The organism is Rhizobium freirei PRF 81, from assembly GCF_000359745.1.
Lineage (GTDB): Bacteria > Pseudomonadota > Alphaproteobacteria > Rhizobiales > Rhizobiaceae > Rhizobium > Rhizobium freirei.
Genome location: NZ_AQHN01000089.1, coordinates 58,226 through 80,942 on the forward strand (window position 1 = coordinate 58,226; position 22,717 = coordinate 80,942).

The following is a 22,717-nucleotide window of genomic DNA, read 5'->3' on the forward strand; positions in this document are numbered from 1 at the left end:
GAAGACGTCGCCGCACGCCATGTGACGGGCAGGCGACATATTCATGCGGCGTCCGCAAGGAGCACAAGTTGGCAGGCAAGCCGTTGCCGGAACAGAAGGGTATGGTGCCGAACGAAGGCAGGCGCCCTCGCGCCGATGCGCGCCGCAACCATGACAGGCTGATCGAGGTTGCTGCGCAAGCCTTTGCCAGCCATGGCACCGTCACCTCGCTCGAGGATATCGCCCGGCAGGCCGGGGTCGGGATCGGGACGCTCTATCGCCATTTCCCCAGCCGGGAGCATCTGGTCGAGGCCGTCTATCGCCACGAAGTCGAGGCGCTCTGCGATGCCGCCAGCGAGCTTTCGACGAAACTTGCGCCTGACCAGGCCCTGGAGGAATGGATGCATCGCTTCGTCGGATATATCGCCACGAAACGCGGCATGGCCGACAGCCTTCGCATCCTTCTCAACAGTAATTCCAAACTCTTTGCCGATAGCTATGGCCGGGTGCCGGTGGCGCTCTCGGGCCTGATCGCACAGGCGGTCGCCGCAGGCTCCATCCGCACGGATGTTGATAGCACCGATGTGCTGCACGCGCTGTCCGGCACCTATTCCATGCCCAATTCGCCGGAATGGCACGATCGCGCCCGCCGTCTTGTGGGGCTGCTGATGGACGGGCTTCGCTGGGGAGCGCCGAAGACAGAATTGCGGTGAAGCCCTGACAATCGCCGGCCCGCTTCCTATATCCCTTTTCGGAAGTAGATTGTCGGGCACCTCTGCCACTGCGGCGGCTTTGCCTGATGCCTCACAGGAGCCATCATGTCGGAAAAGCCAGTCAGGATCCCCGGTCCCGATCATCCCATCACGATCGAGGAGAAGCATGCGCATGTCACCGTTTCGGTCGCCGGCAAAGTGATTGCCGATACGCATGAGGCGTTGGCTCTCAAGGAAGCATCCTACCCGGTCGTCATCTATGTCCCGCGCAAGGATATCGACATGTCGTTGCTGGAACGGAGCAGTCACGAGACCTATTGCCCTTACAAGGGCGAGTGCTCCTACTACAGCATCCCCGCCGGCGGCGAGCGCTCGGTGAACGCCATCTGGACCTACGAGAGCCCATATCCTTCGGTCAGCCAGATCAAGGATTATATGGCCTTCTATCCGGATCGCGTCGATGCGATCGACATCGTCACCTAAAGAGCAAGGCCGCTCGCAGCATCGAAGACATAGACCTGCTCGGGGCTGACGGAGACGTTCAGGGGCTGACCATAACGCACCGGCGCTTCGCCATCGACCACGGCCGTTACCTGTTCACCGGCAAGGTCAAACAGCACATGCGTCTGTGCACCTGTGGGCTCGACGAGCAGCGTCTGGCCGGTAAGCGGCGAGCCGCTGCTGGCAAGGCTCAGATGCTCCGGCCGCAGCCCAATCTTCACGCTCTGGCCCGCCTTCACCTTGCGCTCGTCTGCAATCCGCACCGGCGTACTGTCCTTCAGCCGGACGGCGGGGGCGCCTTCGACGCCCTCGACAACGCCATCGAGGAAATTCATGGCCGGCGAGCCGATGAAGCCGGCGACGAAGAGATTGGCAGGCTTGCGGTAAAGCTCGATCGGCGTGCCCTCCTGCTCGATCTTGCCCTGATTCAGCACGACGATGCGGTCGGCAAGCGTCATGGCTTCGATCTGGTCGTGAGTCACGTAGATCGAAGTGGTCTGCACCTTCTGATGCAGCGCCTTGATTTCGGAACGCATCTGTACGCGCAGCTTCGCATCGAGGTTGGAGAGCGGCTCGTCGAACAGGAATACGGCCGGATTGCGCACGATAGCGCGGCCCATGGCGACGCGCTGGCGCTGACCGCCGGAAAGCTGTGCCGGCTTGCGGTCGAGCAGCTTGGTGAGATCGAGCATGCGCGCGGCTTCATTGACCCGCTGTTCGATCACCTGCTTGGTCTCGCCCGAGAGTTTCAGGTTGAAGCCCATATTCTCGGCGACAGTCATATGCGGATAGAGCGCGTAGGACTGGAAGACCATGGCGATGTTGCGCTCGCGCGGCGTCATGGCGTTGACCACCTGGCCGCCGATCGACACGTCGCCATCGGTGATTTCCTCGAGCCCCGCGATCATCCGCAGCAGCGTGGACTTGCCGCAGCCGGAAGGTCCGACAAGCGCGATGAACTCGCCGTCCTCGATCGAAAGCGAGATATCGTGGATGACGGTGAGCGCCCCATAGGCCTTGTGGATGTTGTGCAGTTCGACGGATGCCATGTTGTTTGTGCTCCAATAAGGCTCAGGATTTCACTGCACCGGCGGTGAGGCCGGCAATGATGTGCTTCTGCGCCAGGAAGAAGACGATGATGGTGGGCAGGATGGTGAGCGTGATGAAGGCGAGCACCAGCTCCCATTCCGTGCCGAATTCGCCGCTATAGACCATCATGCCGAGCGGCCAGGGATAGATCGAATCCGAGTTGAGCATGATCAGCGGCAGGATATAGCTGTTCCAGCTGCCGACGAAGGAGATGATGCTGACGGTCGCGATGATCGGCCGCGAGAGCGGCAGCGAGATATGCCAGAAGAAGCGGATATAGCCGCAACCGTCGACAAAGGCCGCCTGGAACAATTCTTCCGGAAGGTTTCGAAAATAGTTTCTAAAGAGCAGGATGCTCATGCCGAGGCCGAAAGCCACCTGCGGCAGCACCACGCCCCAATAGGTATTGAGCAGGCCGAGATCGCGGATGCGGATGAAAAGCGGCAGGATGGCGGTGGCCGCCGGAAACATCAGGCCGATGAGGAAATAGTTCAGCAGGAAGTTCGAGCCGAAGAATTTCACATGCGCGAAGGCGAAGGCGGCCATGGCCGAGACCGACAGCGTCAGGAAGACGGTCAGCACGGCGATGATCAAGGAGTTCATCATCTGCCGCCAATAGCGGTCGCCGAACAGGATGCTGGTGTAATTCTCGAAATGCCATTCCGCCGGCAGGCCGAAGGGATTGGTGCGGAGATCGCCGAGCGTCTTGAAGCCGCCGAGCGCGGTCGTCAAAAGCGGGATCAGCACGATGGCGGCAATGATGGTCACCGACACGTAGAGATAGATCTTCGTGCCGGTGGTCAGTCGAACGGATGAGGCCATATCAGTCATTGCGCATAAATATCCGTTTGTAGCCGAAGGCGAGGGTGACGCAGATCACGAACAGCACGACGCCGACGGCGCTGCCGAGGCCGACCTGCATGCGGGTGACGCCGAAATTGTAGAGGAAGGTCACCATCGTCTGGGTCGAGTTGAACGGGCCGCCGCCCGTGAGCGGCATGATCATGTCGAAGAGCTGCAGCGATCCCACGACGGCGAAGAAGACGGAGAGACGCAGCGTCGAGCCGAGCAGCGGCAGCGTCACATAGCGGAACTTCTGCCAGCCGGTGGCGCCATCGATCTCGGCCGCCTCCAGCACGCTCTTGTCGAGCGATTGCATGCCGGCGATGAACAGCATCATGTGAAAGCCGAAATATTTCCACACGATCACGCCGAGTACGGCATACATGGCCAGATCCTTGTCGGCGAGCACGTAAGGTGTCGCGGTGCCGAGGAAATGCGCGATCGCGGCAAATAGGCCGTAATCGCCATCATAGACGAAGCGCCAGATCAGGCCGGCGGCCACTTCGGCCAGCACGTAGGGCAGAAAGAAGATCAGCCGGAAGAGCACCACGCCGCGAATGCGGTTTGCCAGCATTGTCGCGAGCCAGATGGCAAGCGGCACCTGGATGGCGATCGACACCAGAATGATCAGCGCATTGTTCTTCAGCGACGTTAGGAACGCATCGTTCTTGAAGAGAATCTGGAAATTGCGCAGGCCGACAAACTCCGTCGGCAGGCCGTAGCCGTTCCAGCGATAAAGGCTGTACCAGGCCGCCTCCCCCATCGGCAGGATGACGAAGATGGTGAAAAGCAGAACGGCGGGCGGCAGGAACAGCAGGATAACAGGCATGCTGCCGCGCGCGGCCGGCGATTTTCGCGTTGCAGCAGGCCTTGCTCTTGCGACGGTGCGGATAGCGGTCGTGGCGCTGACATCGGTCATGGGCGGTCTCGACGATTGCAGTTCAAAGAAAAACCGGCGCCGGCACAAGGGAGCGGCCGGCGCCGGATGCCGCTAGAGCTGGTCCTGCTCGAAGGCGTCCTGGACCTGCTGCGCGCCATCCTTTGGCGAAATCTGGCCAGAGGCGATGCCAACGGAAATGTCGTTGACGACACGGCCGACGGAGGGACCGAGATCCTGGTCGAAGAAGTTCTGATGCCAGGTCGAATGCGCCAGCTGATCGGCTGCTCCGCGCATCAGCGGCGACTTGATGCCATCCTGCGCGCCGTCGGCGACGGGGATGATCAAGCCGGCCTGCGCAATCGTGCGCTCATTCTCGGCACTCGTCAGATAGGCGAGAAAATCGAGGGTCTCAGGCGGGGCCTTCTTCGTGACGGCCCAGCCGTTCAGACCGCCGAGCGTATCTGTGGGAGCGCCGGCGCCGCCGGTCACGGCCGGGAAGGCGAAGCGGCCGATATTGTCGTCCGCGAGACCCTTGCCATCACCGGAATTGACGCGCTGCGTGGCGACCGTCGTCTCAAAGCTTAGGATCATCGCCGCCTTGCCGTCGCCGAAGACACCAAGCGTCTGCGGCCATGTGGCGCCGAGATAGCCGGGCTGGAAGGGGTCGAGTTTGCCGAGTTCGGCCAGCTGCTCGCCGGCCTTGATGACGGCCGGATCGTTGAAGCCTTTGCCCTTGCCGTTCTTCGCGTCGCTGAAGACCTGCTGGCCGCCGTCGCGCATGACGAGGTAGCTCCAGTAGAAGTGGATCGGCCACTTCTCGCCGCCGCCGCCTGCGATCGGCACGATGCCGGCGGCCTTGATCTTCTTGACCGCGGCCAGATAGTCGTCCCAGGTCTTGATGGCGTCGGCATCGACACCGGCTTTGGCGAACAGTGCCTTGTTGTAGAAGAAGGAAACGGTGCCCATCTGATAGGGCACGGCGCTGACCTTGCCGTCGAAAGTCAGGCCCTTGATCGCAGCCTGATTGTAGCTCTTCTTCCAGGCACCATCCTTTGCGTCCATTGCCTTGGTCAGATCGAGCAACGTGCCGGTCTGCTGCTGCTGCTTCAGCACGCCGCCGCCCCAGCTATAGAACAGATCCGGAGCGTCTTTGGATTGCAGAAGGGTCGGCAGCTTGGCCTTGAAGGCCTCGTTGGCGAGGAACTGCATCTCGATCTTCGTGCCGGGATGCTTGACTTGATATTCGTCGGCAATCTTGCGCCAGATGGCGACATAGGCCGGATTGGCTTCGAGATGCAGCCATTTCACGGTGGTCTCGGCGGCAGCGCTGGTTACGCCTGCCAGAAGAGCCAGCCCGCTTGTCGCGGCAATAGCGGCAATGCGAAGGGCTTTCGCCCCACGTAGATGGATCATGATTTTCTCCTCCCAAGGGAACCAAGAACCTCAATATTTTTTCCCTTATGCGGAATAATTCAGCGGAGCTTTGCTGAAATGTCAACCGCCATCGCTAAATTTTTGGCATATTGATCGCAAAACGGCTTGACATTGGGCAATGACCATAGGTTATTTAATTCGCATTCCGTTAAAAATATCAGGCCGCAGCCGAGCGGGTTCATCATTCGGCGCCAATCTCATGAAAACAGCAGATCCCGAGCTTATGCGGGCGATAAACCGCTTCAATGTGCTGGATACCATCCGGCGGGCGGGCTCCATCGCACGTATCGAAATCAGCGAACGCACCCAGCTGTCGACCACGACAGTTTCGGCAATCACAGCCTCGTTGCTGGATGACGGGCTGATCCTGGCCCGCACCGAAGGCGACCTGCGTGAGGCGGCGACCCGCGGCCGGCCCCGCGTCATGCTGGAGCTTAATCCCGATGCCGCGCGCGTCGTCGGCGCGAAAATCGCCGCCAACCGCATGGTCTTCGTCGTCACGGACTTCTGCGGCGAGGTTCTCTCGACGCTGACGCTGGCGCTGCGCGTCGACCGGCAGCCGATCGGTGTCATTGCCGATCTTATCGAGGATGGTGTGCGCCGCTGCGTCGTCGATGCCAATCTCGCGCTGGACGAGATCGATTCCGTCTGCCTCGGCCTGCCCGGCGTCGTCGAGCATCGCACCGGCCATGTCCGCACCAGCCCGATCTTCCGCGAAAGCGGCGTCGATTTCGCCAAGGAAATGTCGGAGCGGCTGGGCGTCACCACCATCGTCGAAAGCGACGCCCACGCCATCACGCTCGCACATCACTGGTTCGGCCGGGCCAGAGACCTGGACGACATGGTGCTGGTGTCGCTGGAGCAGACGCTGGGGCTCGGTGTGCTGCATGGCGGCCAGCTTTTTCGCGGCGCCGGCGGCCTCAGCCACAATCTCGGCGATCTGGTCCTCGGCATCGGTCCGCAGGGCACGGTCAGACTGGCAAGCCTTGCCGGTGAGAGCGCCATTCTCGGCGACCAGCCGAGCGGCCGCTTCGCCGAAGCCATCCGCCTCGGCCGCGGCATGGCCCATGCGAAGACGCTGATTGACGCCGAGGACAACGCGCTGATCGGCGCGGCCATCCGCGCCGGCGAAGCCTGCGGCATGGCGCTCGCCAATATCGTCACGCTGTTTGCCCCGCCGCGCGTCATTCTGGTGGGATCGAGCCTTGCACTCGGACAGCCCTTCCTCGACAGCCTGCGGGAGGCCTATTCGCTGGCCATCCCGCCATCGATCAAGGGCGTGACCGAACTGGTGTTCGACCAGTCGACCGACGAGACCTGGGCGCAGGGCGCCGCGGTCGTCGCGCTGCGCGAACTCTACGAATCGCCTTGGGGAACGACGGGACCGGCGCCGGCGCTCTGACCCCCACAGCAATTCGAGGAAAAGTGCGCAGCGGTTTTCCGTCCGGAATTGTGTCGAAACAAGAGGATAGAGCGGTTCAGCGCCGACGTGAAACGCTGAACTGCTCCAGGACAGCAAAGACAAGTCATCTGGAGGAAGTCTATGAACAAGGTCGGCATCGGCATTATCGGCTGCGGGAACATTTCCGGCGCCTATCTCACCGCCATGAAATCCTTTCCCATTCTCGACATCAAAGGCGTGGCCGACCTCAATCGCGAGCTCGCCGAGGCAAAAGCTGCCGAATTCGGCCTGAAGGCGGTCGATATCGCCTCCCTGCTTGCCGATCCCTCGATCGAGATCATCGTCAACCTGACCATCCCGAAGGCGCATGTCGCCGTCGGTCTTCAGGCATTGGAAGCCGGCAAACACACCTACTCGGAAAAGCCGCTCGGCATCAATTTCGCCGAAGGCAAGAGGCTTTCGGATGCCGCTGCCGCCAAGGGCCTGCGCATCGGCGCGGCACCCGATACCTTCCTCGGCGGCGGCCACCAGACGGCCCGCGCCATCATTGACGAAGGCGCGATCGGCATCCCGGTCGGCGGCACCGCCACCTTCATGTGCCCCGGCCATGAGCGCTGGCATCCGAATCCGGCTTTCTATTACGAAGTCGGCGGCGGCCCGATGCTCGATATGGGTCCCTATTACATCACCGATCTCGTCAACCTGCTCGGCCCCGTCTCGCAGGTCGCCGGCTTTGCCGTCACGCCGCGCAAGGAGCGCATCATCACCAGCGAGCCGCGCAACGGCGAGCACATCCCCGTGCATGTGCCGACGCATGTCGCCGGCGTCATGGCCTTTGCCAATGGTGCCGTCGTCCAGATCGGCATGAGCTTCGATGTCGCCGGCCACAAGCATGTGCCGCTCGAAGTCTACGGCACCGAGGGCACGCTGATCGTGCCCGATCCGAACCGTTTCGGCGGCCCGGTGGAGTTCCTGAAGAAGGGCGGCGAATTCGCCGAGCGCGAGATCACCGCACCCTATGCCGACGGCAACTACCGCTCGCTCGGCGTCGCCGACATGGCGCATGCCATCCGCTCCAACCGTCCGCACCGCGCCAATGGCAGCCTCGCGCTGCACGTGCTCGAGGTCATGGAAGCCTTCCAGACGGCTTCCGACAGCGGACGCACGGTCACCATCACGACGCAGACGGAGCGTCCTGCCCCTCTGTCCGAATCCCTGGTGGATGGGCAGATCGGCCGCTAATGAAGTAATTTCAGGAGGAATATCATGCGTGAAGCACTTATCGTCTGGGGTGGCTGGAGCGGCCACGAACCGCAGGAATGCGCCCATATCATCCGCGACATGCTGGAAGAGGACGGCTTCAAGGTCTACCTCGAAAACAGCACCGAGGCCTTCGCCGATCCCTCGATCCACGATCTCAGCCTGATCGTGCCGATCGTCACCATGTCGAAGATCGAGAAGGAAGAGGTGAAGAACCTCGCTGCCGCGATCGAAAGCGGCGTCGGCATCGCCGGCTATCATGGCGGTGCTGGCGACTCGTTCCGTGAAAGCGTCGAGTATCAGTTCATCATCGGCGGCCAATGGGTCGCCCATCCCGGCAACATCATCGACTACACGGTCAATATCACGCGCCCGGACGACCCGATCATGGAGGGGATCACCGATTTCCCCTACACGTCTGAGCAATATTACATGCATGTCGACCCGTCGAACGAGGTGCTGGCCGCCACCACCTTTACTGGCGATCATGCCTATTGGATCGACGGCGTCGTCATGCCGGTTGCCTGGAAGCGCAAATACGGCAAGGGCCGCGTCTTTTACTCGTCGCTCGGCCACCAGGCCAAGGAATTCGCCGTACCGCAGATGAAGACCATCTTCCGCCGCGGCGCCAACTGGGCCGCACGATGAGGATTGAGAGGGCGCCGTTGCCAACCCGACCTATGGTTCGTTTGAGAACGCACCCTGCAACAAACTTGCGCCGGAAGAGCGGCGCTACGTGAAGCGGGACGCATTGCCGTCCTGGGATGGGAAGTAACTCTCCTCGATGGAGGATTGTCAGGTGAGTTCACGTTTGCGGCAACTCTGTGCCTGGCCCCTCACCCCAACCCTCTCCCCGCCATGCGGGAAGAGGGAGCTCTACAAAACAAAATGCTGCTACTCGAAGGAAGCCAGTTAATTTAAGCTGTCATCCCCTCGCCCCGCTTGCGGGGAGAGGGCTAGGGTGAGGGGCCAGGCATAGAGTTGCGGCAAAGCCGGCCGCGCCTGACCTTCAGCCATATAGCCAGCTATTCAATCAGCTCTTCTTGAGCTTCAACTTCGCCTTGCCTTCATCCACCAGCCTCTGCGCGGCTTCGGTGACCGTGATCTTGCCGAAGGCAAGCTGGTCGGCGATGGGGCGTGCGACGTTCTGGTCGAATTCCCCGGACCCCATCGGCGCCGGCGGCGGATAATCGCCTACCTGGTCTTTCAGCAGCTGAACGTATTTTACCGTCAGCTGCTCCACCGGATTGAGCTGCGGCAGGATCGCCTCGCGCACGGTCGGCGACATCGGCACGCCGCGCTCGACACCGAGGATCTTGCCGGCGTCGACATTGTTGACGAAGAAATCGATGAATTTCGCCGCCGCCTCGCCATTCTTGCTGGTGGCACCGACACTCCAGATCAGTGCGGGACGATAATAATGGCCGGAAGGGCCATCCTTCTTCTCGCGCGGCAGCATGGTAATCCCCAGCTTGCTCTTGATCACAAGCTGATAACCCACGAGCTGGTTGGAATAGGCCATGCCGATCGCCGATTTGCCGAGCGCCAGGCAATTGCTTTCGATGACGTTCTGATCGAGCGTCTGCACGTCGGGCGGCACCGTGCCGCCGCGTTTGCGCAGCTCTTCCCAATAGGAATACCATTCCTTGGCATCGTCGACACCGAAGCCGAGATTGCCGTCCTTGGTGTAGAGGCTCTTCCCGCGCTGGCGCATCCAGGCATCGAGCACGTAAACGTATCGCGCGCCATAGGGACCGCCCCAATAGGCGCGCTTGCCGGCGGCCTTGGTCATCTCGACGGCGAGGTCGGCATATTCGGCCCAGGTCGTCGTCGGACCGGGCGGGGTCAGGCCGGTTTTCTGGAAGATCTCCTCGTCATAAAAGAGCGAGAAGGAGTTCAGCCCGAGACCGACACCATAGAGCTTATCGTCGATCGTCGTCAGTTTCAGCACATCCTTGCCAAAGGCATCGACCTTCAGGGTCGAAGGCACGAACTGGTCGAGCGGCATGCAGGCGCCGCGCTGCGAATAGTCCGAAATCGTGCTCGGCTCGAGCTGGAAGACATCCGCTATGTTCTGGCTCGCCATTCCCGTCGCGAGCTTGGCCCAGTAGCCGTCGCCGCTGATGCTTTCGCCGACGACGGAGATATCCGGGTTCTTGCCGTGGAACAGCTCGGCAACCGCAACCGTACGCTTGCCGCGATCGGGCGAGCCCCACCACATGGCCCTGAGCTGCGTCGCATCGGCAAAGGCCGGCATCGCTCCACCTGCAAAGGCAAGGCCCGCCGCGGTTCCGGCAGCTCCAATCATGAATGAACGGCGATTCATGCGCATGAGATTCCTCCTTCTCTTGCGTTGCCATCCGCGGCGATCTCCCCGACGCCTTTGCGGATGAAGTGAGGCGAAGATATGCAACTTCATTGCATTGTGCAATAAAAAATCTTTCTATTGCAAATTTGCATATTTTTGCATAGCTTTGCGATATGAACGATATTCGCTCCAAACGCATCAGACAGGCCGATATTGCCGCCGCGGCCGGCGTCTCCGTTTCGACGGTGTCGCGGGTCCTCACCAATGAACCCGGCATCAGCGAGACCATCCGCCAGCACATCCTCAAGGTCGCAAGCGATCTCGGCTATCCGCTGAAGACGGCAGCCGAGACGACATCAGGCGGCCTGGCATTGATCGCCAGCGACAGCGTTACCGGCGGCTTGAGCGTTTTCTACGAGGGCATTCTGGAGGGGCTGCGCGCCGGTGCCGCCGAACGCGGCATGCGCTTCGATATCCGCCTCGTCCGCGAGGCAAGGACGGAGCCGGAGCTGGTAAAAGAATATCTGCAGACCGCCGGCGCCGAGGGCCTCTTTCTCGTCGGCATAGATCCTTCGGAAGATCTGTGCGGATGGCTCGAGGCAAGCGGCACGCCGACCGTGCTCGTCAACGGCACCGACCCGAAACTGCGTTTCGACGGCGTTTCGCCCTCGAATTTCTTCGGCGCCTATAACGCTACCCGGCGCCTGCTCGATGCCGGCCACCGCCGCATCCTGCATCTGACCGGCTCGCACCGACAGACGATCCGCGAGCGCATCCGCGGTTTCGAGGCGGCGATCGCCTCCGTCGAGGGTGCTGAGGGCCGCATCGTGCCGATGAATTTTCGCGGCAGCTCCAGCCATGAGGCCCATGACACGACCACTGAGATCCTCGCCGCAGGTGAAGGCTATACCGCCGCCTTCTGCATGAATGATTTCATCGCCGTCGGCGTTCTCGACGCTGTGATCGAAGCGGGCCTGCGCGTGCCGGAGGATTTCGCCATCGTCGGCTTCGACGACCTTCCATGCGCCCTGATGACCAATCCTAGGCTGGCAACCATGCGCGTCGACCGCGCGGCGCTCGGCCGGGAAGCCATCGGCCTGATGATCGCGCGCTTCCGCGATCGCGATGCGCCGGCCCGCCAGATCTGCCACGGCGTTCCACCGATCACCGGCGGCACGCTACCACCCGAACTTTGAGCCCAATCCCGCCGCGGAAACGATCGAGAAAGCCGAACCGATGATCTATGACCCCGCCAGCTCCAATCCGCTTGCCGGCAACCCGCTTGCAAACCTTACCGACATGCGCCGCGCGCTGACCGACCTGTTCGATCCGCTGCTGCCTTATTTCTCCGAGGGCAATGCCCGCGTCCGCATCGACGACGCCGGTGCGCATTTCGATCGGGCAGCGGCCGATCTCGAAGGCTTCGCCCGCCCGCTCTGGGGCCTCGCACCGCTCGGCGCCGGCGGCGGCGACTTCCGCCATTGGGACCGCTATGCCGAGGGTCTCGCCAATGGCGTCGACCCCAAGCATCCGGAATATTGGGGCACGGTGAACGGCCGCGACCAGCGCATGGTCGAGCTTGCCGCCCTCGGCTTCGCCCTTGCCCTTGTGCCTGAAAAGATCTGGGAGCCGCTCGATCTGCGCGCCCGCGACAATCTGATCGCCTATCTCAAGCATGCCCGCACCTTCGATTACGCCGACAACAATTGGAAGTTCTTCCGCATCTTCGTCGATATCGCGCTCGACCGGCTCGGCGCCTCCTTCGACCGCGGCCTGACGGAAACCTATCTGAACGAACTCGACGGCTTCTACATCGGCGACGGCTGGTATCGCGACGGCAATGTCCGCCGCATCGATCATTACATTCCCTTCGCGATGCATTTTTACGGACTGATCTACTCCAAGCTCGTCGACGACGATCGCGCCAAGCGCTATCGCGAGCGTGCCATCCTCTTCGCTCAGGATTTTCGCCATTGGTTTGCGCCCGATGGCGCCACCATCCCCTTCGGCCGCAGCCTGACCTACCGCTTCGCCTGCGCCGGCTTCTGGTCGGCGCTCGCCTTTGCCGATGTCGAGGCGCTGCCATGGGGCGAGATCAAGGGCCTGTGCCTCAGGCACCTGCGCTGGTGGGCCGACAAGCCGATCGCCCATCGCGACGGCACCCTGCCGATTGGCTTTGCCTATCCAAATCTGCTGATGTCGGAAAACTACAATTCCGCCGGCTCCCCCTATTGGGCCTTCAAGGCTTTCCTGCCGCTGGCGCTACCCGAAACACATCCGTTCTGGACGGCCAAAGAAGAACCGCCGGAGAGTGAGCCGGCTATCATTTCGCAAAAGCATCCCGGCATGGTGATGATGCGCAGCAAGGCCGATGTCGTTGCGCTCTCCTGCGGTCAGGAAAACCAGCAGATGCGCTTCGGCGCGGAGAAATACTCGAAATTCGCCTATTCCGCCCGCTACGGCTTCAGTGTCGAAAGCGACGAGCGCATTTTTGCCGGCGCCGTCTTCGACAGCATGCTTGCCTTCAGCGACGACGGCCTGCATTACCGTGTGCGCGAAACCAACGAAGAAGCCAAGCTTGCCGGCGATACGCTCTACGCCAAGTGGTCGCCCTACCCGGATGTCACCGTGGAGACATGGCTCGTCCCTGCCGCGCCCTGGCATATCCGCCTCCACAAGATCAGCACGCCGCGGCCGCTGCAGACGGCCGAAGGCGGCTTTGCCATTGCGCGGCGCGATTTCGAAGCCGACACGCTTTCATCCGCAACTGGTGCCGCCTATGCGATCGGTGAAGAGGATTTCAGCGGCATTCTCGATCTCGGCTCGACGATCAAGCGCGAAGGCGTAGCCCAGAAAGCACCACCGAATACCAATCTCATCGTCTCGAAAACCCTGGTGCCGCAGCTGCGTGGAACGATCCCGGCGGGCGAGACCATTCTCGTCTCCGCCGTCCTTGCGGAGAGGAATCCCCCCGCCGTCGGTCACGCCTGGACAAAGCCGCCCGTCCGGCCCGATATCGACGCGCTGCGCACGCTCGTCAAAGACAAGGGCATGACAGTCAGCGCCATCGAAGCGCCCGGTCGCCTGCCATGACGCAATCCCTCTCCGGCCGCCCGGCCATCGCCCTTGCCATGCAGCCATCGCGCACGCGGCATGTCCTGCCGGAGGCGCTTATTCAGCGCCTCGGCACCGTCGGCCGCGTGCTCGATGCAGCACCGATGCAACACTTCGACGACGAGCGTGCAAAGAAGCTCCTCGCGGAAACCGAAATCCTGATCACCGGCTGGGGCGCTCCGACGATCGAACCAGCCGCACTTGCACAAGCGCCGCATCTGAAGCTGGTGGTCCACGCCGCCGGCACGGTGAAGGGCCTTATCGGCGGCAGCCTGTTCGATCGCGGCATCCTGGTCAGTCACGCAGCGCAAGCCAATGCCCTGCCGGTTGCCGAATTCACGCTTGCCGCCATCATCTTCGCCGGCAAGAAGGTCTTTCAGTTCCGCGATTTCTACGTTGCCGACCGCAACCGCAAACGGACGGTGCTCATGCAGGCCGAAGCCATCGGCAACTATCGCCGCACCGTGGGCATCATCGGTGCCTCGCGCATCGGAAGGCGTGTGATCGAACTACTTTCGCCCTTCGACTATCGCATCCTGCTTTATGATCCCATGGTCGGCGATGCCGAGGCCGCCAAGCTGGGTGTTGAGAAAGCCGAGCTGGACGCCTTGATGGCATCGGCCGATATCGTTTCGCTGCACGCGCCTTCTCTGCCCGCCACAAGGCACATGATCGATGCGCACCGCCTTTCGCTGATGAAGGAAGGAGCAACTTTCATCAATACGGCGCGCGGTGCGCTCGTCGATGAAGCTGCCATGATCGCCGTGCTTAAAACCGGCCGCATCGATGCGATCATCGACGTTACCGATCCGGAAATTCCGGAAGCATCATCGGCCTTCTATGATCTGCCGAATGTCTTCCTGACGCCCCATATCGCCGGTGCCGTCGGGCTGGAACGGACCCGCCTCGGCGAGATGGCTGTCGACGAAGCCATCCGCTTCATCGAGGGCAAACCGCTGCTCTACGAGATCCGCCGCGAAGACATGGCGCGCATGGCATGATGCGCCGCAGCAGATCCACGAAAACTCCCTGAAATCGCCCCATTTCGGCACAGGCGAACAACTCGTTTTTAATCATTCCGCGCTAGCAATCTCTTGAGTAAAGAGGTTCTAGTAATGCGTACCCGCGTCCTTTCGATTTTGGCCGTAATGCTGCTCGGCGTGCTGGCGGGCTGTGCGACCGCACCCCGCCATACCCGCAACATCTGCGCGATCTTCGATCAGCGCGACGGCTGGTTCAACAACTGGCAGCGGGCTGCCGACCGCACGCAACGCAAATACGGCGTGCCGGTGCCGATCCTGATGGCGACGATCTACACCGAATCCGGCTTCCGACCACGCGCCCGTCCGCCGAGACGCTACCTGCTCGGCTTCATTCCGTGGAAGCGCCCGACGACGGCCTACGGCTATTCGCAGGCGCTCGACGGCACCTGGGACAAATACAAGCGCGAAACGGGCAACTGGGGCGCAAGCCGCACCGATTTTGCCGACGCCATCGACTTCGTCGGCTGGTATCACTACCAGACGCACCTGCAGACCGGCATCCCGCTGAACGATTCCTACGGCCTGTACCTCGCCTATTATTCAGGCGCCAAGGGCTATCTGCAGGGATCATGGCGCGGCAACTCGACGGCTCTTGCCGGCGCCAAGCGCTTCAACGGCATGACGAGAATTTACGCGCAGCAGCTGCCGAGCTGCAGCTGATCTCGACACCCGGTTAAGATCAACCTCCGCCAGGATAAGGAGCCGCGGCCCTAGGGCCGTGGCTCCAGCAGGTTCAAGCCGCCGTCTTCGCCCCAGATATCGGCGACCGATACCTGCTGACCCGTGCGGCTGCTCTGCAGAGCTGCGATACCGCACAAGACGGACATTGCCCCCGCCCGCGAGCCGGCGCGCTGCTTGAGCTCATCGTTCGGACCGGAGCGCAGCAGCATATTGCGCAGCCGGTCGTCGCCGCCATAGTGCCCACCCGACGAATGCGGCACCCATATGCGCTCGACATCGCCGAAATTCGTCATCACGACGATCTCGTCAGCCGGTGGTGTCGTCCACTCCTGCTTCTCGTATTGCCTGAGCTCGATGCGGCCTTTGTGGCCGTTGAAGGCAATGTGATGTCCCTCGATCGGCATATAGGTATTGAGGGAGTAGGAGACGTTGACGCCGTTGCGATAACGGATCGAGGCGACCATCGTATCCGGAATGTCGATATCCTCGCGGAAGACACAGGCGTCGCGTACATAGCCGTCGACGGTCGAAGGATCCTCATAGAGGCTCTCGAGCAATGGCGTCGCGCTGATGTCGAGGTAATAGTTGCACTCGCCCTTGTAACGACAGGTACGACAGCGCTCGCCGCGGAACGGGCCTCTGCGGCCGTAATGCTTGAGATCGGCAAAGGCCGCGACCTTTTCCGGATCGGAATCCAGATACCAATTCAAAAGATCGAAATGATGCGTCGCCTTGTGAACGAAGAGGCTGCCGGAATTTTCCGTGAAGGCGTGCCAGCGGCGGAAGTAATCGGCGCCATGGCTGGTGTCGAGATACCAGTGGAAATCGACTGATGTGACGTCGCCGATGACGCCCGAATTGATCAGTTCCTTGATCTTCGCCGAGGTCGGTGCAAAACGGTAGTTGAAGGAGATATCCAGCCGCTTGCCCGTGCGGGCCTCGGCATTGAGGATGCGCTTGATCTTGTCGACCGTCGTCGTCATCGGCTTCTCGCTGATGACATTGGCGCCCGCCTCCATCGCCTTGACGATCAGGTCGTCATGCGTGGAATCGCGGGTGCAGACGATGACGAGATCCGGTTTTTCCACCCGCAGCAGCGCGTCGAAGTCGGTATAAACGGGCACGGATGCGCCGATATACTCCAGCGCCCGCTTCGCACGCATGGCATTGAGGTCGCAGACGGCCACAAGCTCGACCTCATCGCTCCAGCCCTCGACCAATTCCTTGCCCCACATGGTCGCCCCGCGATTGCCCGTGCCGACCAGGACGTAACGTTTCTTCGATGACTGCATCTGCTCCTCCAGAATCTGCAAACAGCGATGATGAGGCCTCAGTGGCCTGAATTTATCTCGGAGGCGCGCCCCTCACCCCGACCCTCTCCCCGCCTGCGGGGAGAGGGGGCTTTCTCTGACAAATCCGCGCCCAACCCGCGCGGTGAGCCCAAATGTCTTGCTCGGTCGTCCCCTCTCCCCGCGGGCGTGGAGAGGGTTAGGGTGAGGGGCTGGGCACGATGAGATATTTGGTCAAAGCCCCCTAATCCTGACCAAAACCCTACCTCGGCGACCGCTCCATCGCCTTCCAATCCGGCGCGACCGACGAACCGAGGCCGACGGCACCGATAACGGAGCCGATGGCAAGCTGCCCCCCTTCGATGCGCAGCCGTGTGCGGCCATTGCTGACGCGATAGAGATCCGAATGGGCTTCAGCGAAATCAGCCTGCTCTGCCTCCGGCGCGCCGGCCATGCCGTCGACATAGTGATGGCCGTTGCGTTCGATATGCGTCATGCCGATCAGCGAGGCCAGCGCCAGATCCTGCTGCACGGCAAGGCCGCCTTGCGTCGTCAGATCCTCCGCCGACATGAAATAGGGGATGCCGTCCTCAGCACTCCATTTGGCGACGCGTGCCCGGTTCAATAGCGAGCGATAGAACCCTTTGCAGGATTTCGAGGAGATGCCGGTATAGCCGAGCCCCCTCGCCGTAACGAAAGCATCGATATCGGCATCGGATTCGTCGATCTCCACCGGCTTGAAGGCGGCAAGCGCCTTCACCGGCTTCTCGAACGCATGGACGCGGGCGATCGGCTGCTCGACGAACAGGATCGACGAAGCGAAACGCGCGAGTTTCGGCTCCTCCTTCACACGGGCCAGCAAGTCGGCGACCGCTTCCGCAGACGAAAACTGTTCGTTGCCATCAAGCGTCACCGAATAGGTAGGCACCTTGGCATCGATGACGGCCGAGACTCGGCAGAGACGATCGATATCGGCATCGGGAACGCCGGAAACCTTGACCTTGAAGAAAGTCAGGCCGTAGGCGTCGATCGCCTCTTCGAAACTCTCCGGCAAGCCGTCATTCAGACGCTCGCCTGCCGGAACATCGCCGGACACGATGGCATCGACCAGACCGACGGTGTGGCGGGCTGCAAGGCTGGCCGCCGGTTCCAAACTCGCCAGGAAGCCGGAGAGATCGAAGCCTGCGAGGTCACGCGCCGTGGACGCATTGATGCCCGGGCGGTTGGCTTTGATCGCCTGCGTAACCGTCAGCCCTTCAAGCCGGCAGAGCGCATCGAGGATGGCCCGGTTGGCAAGCGCCAGGCCGAAGGAGGCGACCAAACCGTTCAGCTTCTCAGCCGCCGCCCGCGCATGATGCGACGCCTCGACGGCCGCATGCAGGCCGAAGGCTGTTCCCGCCCCCGCAGTCCTTAGCGCATCGAGCGCCAGCGCCAGCGAACGGCGCAGCTGGTTTTCATTGTCGGCATTGGAAAGCTCGGGCGATTTGTCGAACCATTTCGGCACCATCAACTCGGCCGCCATCCCCTCGGCAGAGCGTCCCCGCGCGTCTTCGATGCGCACGCGCAGAAAAATCTGCCGCGCCTCGCGCAAGGTCGCCGCCCCGAAGCGGAAGGGAAGCCGCAGCTTGACCGGGCGCTCGAACGCCTCGGCCTCGACAAGCGTGATTTTCAATGGATCGGTCATAATGGCAGGTGGCTCCCGTGATTGTCAGGCAAGTCTGTGCGTTTGGGCGTCAATGTGCATGGCCCCTCACCCCAACCCTCTCCCCGCTTGCGGGGAGAGGGAGCTTTTAGGCGCATGACCAGCTCGAAACCGGTAACGGCCGGCTGGCTGCTCTGTCGCCCCCTCTCCCGTTTCAACGGGGAGAGGGTTGGGGTGAGGGGCCATTCGTTCGTTGCAGAAGCGGTTCATCAAATCTCCCGCCACGTCGCATTGCAGCCAACAGATTTCACGATTTCTCCTCCCTGCCCGATTCCCTCCAAAATCAGGAAAAGCAAATGGTTGCTCGCCTAAGAAATGTAACCATATAGTTACAAGATCGCGCGTTAGATCCGACCTTGTCAATCGTCTTTTGAAAATTTCCCGAAAGTTCCCGAAGTCCGCGCATCTCAGGCATCCTTGGCCCGGATCGAGGCCAGAGTGACCGCAACGATATGCTCGCCCCAGGCATTCAGCGCATCTGGCGCTGTCAGTTTGCGCGCGAAAATCGTCGACAGCGTGTGGCGGTTCGACAGATAGAAGAAGCCGAGTGCTGCGATGGTGAGATAGACGGAAATCGGGTCGACGGCGGGCCGGAAAATGCCGAGCGCCTCGCCGCGGCGCAGCACATCCGCAAGCTCGTCGATCAAATGGGAATGCATGACCGAGACTTTTTCGGAGCGGCGCAGATAATGCGCCTGATGCAGGTTTTCCGTGGCAAGCAGGCTCAGAAACTCCGGATGCGCGAGAAAATGCCGCCAAGTGAACAAGGCAAGCTCCCGCATTCCCTCTTCCGGATGACGACGCGCCAGATCGAGCTGTTTTTCGGCGTTGCGGATCGTCGCATAGGTCGCTTCCAGCACGGCGAGATAGAGCCCCTCCTTGTCGCCGAAATAATGGTAGAGCATCCGCTTGTTGGTCTGCGCCCGTGCTGCGATCGCATCCACCCTGGCGCCGCCGAAACCATGTGCTGCAAATTCTTCAGTCGCCGCGTCGAGGATCGTCGCATGCGTGCGTTGCGGGTTGCGCGAGACCTTCCTTCGCCGCTTCCCTGCAGCCTCGGTGACATCCTCTTGTGCTGCATTTTCAGTCTGTTGCCTCGCTCTGCCCGCCATGAACGATCTCCTTCCCGGCCGGTGCTTTTGCGATGGATGCTGCCAGCTCCCGCATGCCCCGTTTTCATTGCAATGCGATTGGCGCTTGACAGCGGTCGCGTTTCTATCCAACTTGTAACCAAATAGTTATATCATGCAAAGCAGTTCGTAAATCATCGGTTCGCTGGGGAGGAGACCAGGATGACGTTGACGATCGACCGCCGGCAGATGCTTGCCGGCATGGCAGCCACATTAGCTTTCAGCAGTATCGGACTTTCCCGCGCCAATGCGGCAACCGCGATGCGCCTTCTTTGGTGGGGATCGAAGGAGCGTGCCGACCGGACTTTTGCGGCGGTAAAGGCCTATCAGGCCAAGAATCCGGACATCGCCATCGCCGGCGAATCCTTCGGCTGGGACAGCTACTGGACACGCCTCGCCACGCAGACCGGCGGCGGCAATGCCCCCGATCTCATCCAGATGGATTACCGCTACATCTTCGAGTATGCTCGCCGCGGCGCGCTGCTCGACATGACGCCTTATTTCGGCAAGAGCCTGGCAATCGCGGATTTCGGCGCCGCCAACATCGATTCCGGCAAGGTCGACGGCAAGATCTACGGCGTCAGCCTTGGCGTGAACTCCTCGATGGTGGTGGTCAATACCGCAGCCTGGAACGAAGCCGGCGTCGAACAGCCGCATGACGGCATGACCTGGGAACAGCTCGGCGATGCCTGCGCCAAGGTGACATCAGCCAAGAAGCGGCGCGGCTTCTATGGCACCGCCGACGCGAGCGGACTTGAGCCCGCCTTCGAATGCTGGCTGCGCCAGCGCGGCAAGGCGCTTTATACCGCCGACGGCAAGCTTGCCTTCGTGGCCAAGGATGCGGCCGACTGGTTCGATTTCTGGGGCCATATGCGCAAGATCGGCGCCTGCGTGCCGGCCGATGCGCAGGCACTCGATCAACAGACCCTCGAAACCGACATGCTCGTAACGAAGAAGGCAGCTGTGAGCTACGCCCATTCCAACCAGTTCGTCGCCATTCAGGGCCTGGTCAAGGAAAAGCTCGATATCGTCTCCTATCCGACCAATGCCGATAGCAAACCCGGCCAATATCTGAAGCCGTCGATGCTGATGTCGGTTTCGGCAACGTCCCCGAACAAGGACGCCGCCGTTGCCTTCGTCAACTACCTGGTGGAAGATCCGGAAGGTGCCAAGACGCTCGGCGTCGAGCGCGGCGTTCCCCCTTCGCCGAAGATCCGCGATCTTCTGACCCCGGATCTGGATGCCGTCAGCAAGCAGGTGGTCGATTATATCGGCCGGCTGACGTCGCATGTCGGGGCACTGCCGCCGTCTCCACCGAACGGCGCCGGCGAGAATGCATTCCTGCTGAAGAAGATCGCCGAAGAGGCGGCCTTCGGCAAATCCAGCGCGCAGGACGCTGGCGCGAAGTTCGCAGAACAGGCAGCAGCAAACATTACGCGAGGCTGATACCGTGGGTACAAACAGCAAGAGCGTTGCCGGCGGCTTGGCCGTCGGCGCGCGCGCGCCGCTGCGCGTGGAAACCACCTATAAGGCGCCGAGCGCGTTCGCGCGCAACGCGCCCGGCTATCTCTTTCTTCTGCCGTGGTTCATCGGCTTCTTCGGGCTGACCCTCGGGCCGGCGATCGCCTCGCTCTATCTGTCCTTCACCGACTACAATCTGCTCCAGTCGCCGAACCTCGTCGGCATCGACAATTACGTACGGATCGCGACGGCGGACGACAAATTCCTGTCGTCGATGAAGGTGACGCTGTTCTACGTCGTCTGTTCCGTGCCGCTGAAGCTCACATTCGCGCTGCTGGTGGCGCTGCTGCTCAATCGCGGCATCAAGGGCCTGCCGGTCTATCGCGCCATCTTCTACCTGCCGTCGCTGCTCGGCTCCAGCGTTGCGATCGCCGTGCTCTGGCGGCAGATATTCGATGCCGACGGCATCGTCAACACGCTGCTCTGGTATGTCTTCGGCATTAACGGCCCGAGCTGGATCTCCAATCCGGACTATTCGCTCTATACGCTCGTGATCCTCGCCATCTGGCAGTTCGGCTCGCCGATGATCATCTTCCTCGCCGGCCTGCGCCAGATCCCGACCGATCTCTACGAGGCGGCCAGCCTCGACGGAGCCTCGAAAGTGCGGATCTTCTTCAAGATCACCCTGCCGCTTTTGACGCCGGTGATCTTCTTCAACGCCGTGGTCCAGACGATCGATGCCTTCAAGGCCTTCACGCCGGCCTATGTGATTTCTTCCGGCACCGGCGGGCCGATCGACTCGACGCTATTCTACACGCTCTACCTCTACCAGGAAGCCTTCGGCTATTTCCGCATGGGCTACGCCGCGGCACTCGCCTGGGTCTTGGTGATCATCATCGCAATCTTCACCACCTTCTCCTTCCTCTCCGCTCGTTATTGGGTCCACTACGATGACTGACGCGAAGCTCACCCATTTTGCCGAGGATATGAAGCCGCCGCGCGAGCGCCCGTGGTTCCTGTCCGTCCTCATCCATATCGCCCTCATCGCCGCATCGATCATAATGCTCTATCCGCTGCTGTGGATGCTTTCCGGTTCGATCAAGGACCAGAACGAGATCTTCGGCACGGCATCGCTGATCCCGTCGAAATTCGATTTCAGCGCCTATGCCCGCGGCTGGTTCGGCGGGCAGGTCACCTTCGGCAAATTCGTCTGGAATTCGGCCGTCATCGCCGTGCTTTCGGTCATCGGCAACGTGATTTCCTGCTCGCTGGCGGCCTATGCCTTCGCCCGGCTGAATTTCTGGGGCAAGAATTTCTGGTTTGCGCTGATGCTCGGCACGCTGATGCTGCCCTACCACGTCACGCTGATCCCGCAATATATCCTCTTCCTCAAGCTCGGCTGGGTGAAGACGATGCTGCCGCTCGTCGTGCCGAAATTCCTCGCGGTCGATGCCTTCTTCATCTTCCTGATGGTGCAGTTTTTCCGCGGCATCCCGCGCGAGCTGGACGAGGCCGCCATGATGGACGGCTGCAGCGCCTGGCGCATCTACTGGCGCATCATGCTGCCCCTGTCGCTGCCGGTGCTGGCAACGGCCGCCATCTTCTCCTTCATCTGGACCTGGGACGATTTCTTCGGGCCGCTGATCTACCTCTCGGATATCAACACCTACACGGTGCAGCTCGGACTGCGCTCCTTCGTGGACTCCACCGGAAGTTCCGACTGGAGCAGCCTGTTCGCCATGTCGAGCCTGTCGCTGATCCCGGTCTTCCTGATCTTCCTCTTCTTCCAGAGGCTGCTGATCGACGGCATCGCGACCGCCGGCCTCAAACGCTGATTACGAACCCGCAGTCCCGAATACCCAAGATTTGGGGCTGCGAACCAACAAAC

At 61.5% G+C, this 22,717-nt stretch carries 20 protein-coding genes; 12 read left to right on the forward strand and 8 right to left on the reverse strand.

Annotation, left to right across the window (positions count from 1 at the left end; translation table 11 throughout):
• Positions 1–101 precede the first annotated feature (101 nt).
• Complete coding sequence (locus RHSP_RS28055) at positions 102–692, forward strand: TetR/AcrR family transcriptional regulator (protein ID WP_051074165.1); 591 nt, start codon at positions 102–104, stop codon at positions 690–692.
• 105 nt (positions 693–797) lie between these two features.
• Complete coding sequence (locus tag RHSP_RS28060) at positions 798–1,175, forward strand: DUF427 domain-containing protein (protein ID WP_037155018.1); 378 nt, start codon at positions 798–800, stop codon at positions 1,173–1,175.
• Here the strand turns inward: RHSP_RS28060 and RHSP_RS28065 are convergent.
• The 4 genes from RHSP_RS28065 to RHSP_RS28080 all read right to left on the reverse strand — a co-directional run bounded on the left by RHSP_RS28065 (position 1,172) and on the right by RHSP_RS28080 (position 5,418).
• Positions 1,172–2,242, reverse strand: coding sequence for an ABC transporter ATP-binding protein (locus RHSP_RS28065; RefSeq protein ID WP_004126872.1), 1,071 nt, complete (start codon positions 2,240–2,242; stop codon positions 1,172–1,174). The genes RHSP_RS28060 and RHSP_RS28065 overlap by 4 nt on opposite strands.
• A 22-nt stretch (positions 2,243–2,264) precedes the next feature.
• Positions 2,265–3,113 carry a carbohydrate ABC transporter permease gene (locus tag RHSP_RS28070; RefSeq protein WP_004126875.1) on the reverse strand — a complete coding sequence of 283 codons (849 nt, stop codon included), beginning with the start codon at positions 3,111–3,113 and terminating at the stop codon, positions 2,265–2,267.
• Positions 3,106–4,044: a carbohydrate ABC transporter permease gene (locus RHSP_RS28075; protein ID WP_004126878.1), complete on the reverse strand. Its 939-nt coding sequence runs from the start codon at positions 4,042–4,044 to the stop codon at positions 3,106–3,108. Before RHSP_RS28075 ends, RHSP_RS28070 begins: the two co-directional genes overlap by 8 nt.
• 72 nt (positions 4,045–4,116) lie before the next feature.
• Positions 4,117–5,418 carry an ABC transporter substrate-binding protein gene (locus RHSP_RS28080; protein ID WP_004126881.1) on the reverse strand — a complete coding sequence of 434 codons (1,302 nt, stop codon included), beginning with the start codon at positions 5,416–5,418 and terminating at the stop codon, positions 4,117–4,119.
• Between the two features lie 220 nt (positions 5,419–5,638).
• Between RHSP_RS28080 and RHSP_RS28085 the strand changes: the two genes are divergently transcribed.
• The 3 genes from RHSP_RS28085 (at position 5,639) to RHSP_RS28095 (ending at position 8,749) form a co-directional block, all read left to right on the forward strand.
• A complete protein-coding gene (locus tag RHSP_RS28085) occupies positions 5,639–6,841 on the forward strand; it encodes an ROK family transcriptional regulator (RefSeq protein ID WP_037155021.1) in 1,203 nt (400 codons plus the stop codon).
• 141 nt (positions 6,842–6,982) lie between these two features.
• Positions 6,983–8,083 (forward strand): Gfo/Idh/MocA family protein, encoded by a 1,101-nt coding sequence (locus tag RHSP_RS28090; protein WP_037155023.1) that lies wholly within the window; start codon positions 6,983–6,985, stop codon positions 8,081–8,083.
• Positions 8,084–8,107: 24 nt separating this feature from the next.
• The gene (locus RHSP_RS28095; RefSeq protein WP_037155025.1) at positions 8,108–8,749 is read left to right on the forward strand and encodes a ThuA domain-containing protein; all 642 of its coding nucleotides are present in this window, start codon (positions 8,108–8,110) and stop codon (positions 8,747–8,749) included.
• 385 nt (positions 8,750–9,134) lie between these two features.
• Here the strand turns inward: RHSP_RS28095 and RHSP_RS28100 are convergent, their stop codons facing one another.
• Entirely contained in the window at positions 9,135–10,433 is a 1,299-nt protein-coding gene (locus RHSP_RS28100; RefSeq protein ID WP_004126889.1) for an ABC transporter substrate-binding protein, read from the reverse strand.
• A gap of 149 nt (positions 10,434–10,582) precedes the next feature.
• Between RHSP_RS28100 and RHSP_RS28105 the strand changes: the two genes are divergently transcribed.
• From RHSP_RS28105 to RHSP_RS28120, 4 genes are all read left to right on the forward strand, one after another.
• Positions 10,583–11,605: a LacI family DNA-binding transcriptional regulator gene (locus RHSP_RS28105; RefSeq protein WP_004126891.1), complete on the forward strand. Its 1,023-nt coding sequence runs from the start codon at positions 10,583–10,585 to the stop codon at positions 11,603–11,605.
• A gap of 40 nt (positions 11,606–11,645) precedes the next feature.
• Positions 11,646–13,502 (forward strand): DUF2264 domain-containing protein, encoded by a 1,857-nt coding sequence (locus RHSP_RS28110; RefSeq protein WP_037155028.1) that lies wholly within the window; start codon positions 11,646–11,648, stop codon positions 13,500–13,502.
• Entirely contained in the window at positions 13,499–14,524 is a 1,026-nt protein-coding gene (locus tag RHSP_RS28115) for a hydroxyacid dehydrogenase (RefSeq protein WP_004126898.1), read from the forward strand. Before RHSP_RS28110 ends, RHSP_RS28115 begins: the two co-directional genes overlap by 4 nt.
• 114 nt (positions 14,525–14,638) lie before the next feature.
• Complete coding sequence (locus RHSP_RS28120; protein WP_004126901.1) at positions 14,639–15,226, forward strand: transglycosylase SLT domain-containing protein; 588 nt, start codon at positions 14,639–14,641, stop codon at positions 15,224–15,226.
• Between the two features lie 50 nt (positions 15,227–15,276).
• Here RHSP_RS28120 and RHSP_RS28125 read toward each other — a convergent pair whose 3' ends face one another.
• From RHSP_RS28125 to RHSP_RS28135, 3 genes are all read right to left on the reverse strand, one after another.
• Entirely contained in the window at positions 15,277–16,539 is a 1,263-nt protein-coding gene (locus RHSP_RS28125; protein WP_004126904.1) for a Gfo/Idh/MocA family protein, read from the reverse strand.
• Between the two features lie 259 nt (positions 16,540–16,798).
• The gene (locus RHSP_RS28130) at positions 16,799–18,220 is read right to left on the reverse strand and encodes an enolase-like domain-containing protein (protein ID WP_004126907.1); all 1,422 of its coding nucleotides are present in this window, start codon (positions 18,218–18,220) and stop codon (positions 16,799–16,801) included.
• 425 nt (positions 18,221–18,645) lie between these two features.
• On the reverse strand, positions 18,646–19,350 hold the full coding sequence (locus tag RHSP_RS28135) for a TetR/AcrR family transcriptional regulator (RefSeq protein WP_004126908.1): 705 nt from the start codon (positions 19,348–19,350) through the stop codon (positions 18,646–18,648).
• A 180-nt stretch (positions 19,351–19,530) separates the two neighbouring features.
• Between RHSP_RS28135 and RHSP_RS28140 the strand changes: the two genes are divergently transcribed.
• From RHSP_RS28140 to RHSP_RS28150, 3 genes are all read left to right on the forward strand, one after another.
• Positions 19,531–20,814, forward strand: coding sequence for an ABC transporter substrate-binding protein (locus tag RHSP_RS28140; protein ID WP_004126910.1), 1,284 nt, complete (start codon positions 19,531–19,533; stop codon positions 20,812–20,814).
• A gap of 61 nt (positions 20,815–20,875) precedes the next feature.
• Entirely contained in the window at positions 20,876–21,787 is a 912-nt protein-coding gene (locus RHSP_RS28145; RefSeq protein ID WP_051074171.1) for a carbohydrate ABC transporter permease, read from the forward strand.
• A gap of 28 nt (positions 21,788–21,815) precedes the next feature.
• Positions 21,816–22,664 carry a carbohydrate ABC transporter permease gene (locus tag RHSP_RS28150; RefSeq protein ID WP_086005384.1) on the forward strand — a complete coding sequence of 283 codons (849 nt, stop codon included), beginning with the start codon at positions 21,816–21,818 and terminating at the stop codon, positions 22,662–22,664.
• The last annotated feature ends 53 nt before the right edge of the window (positions 22,665–22,717 follow it).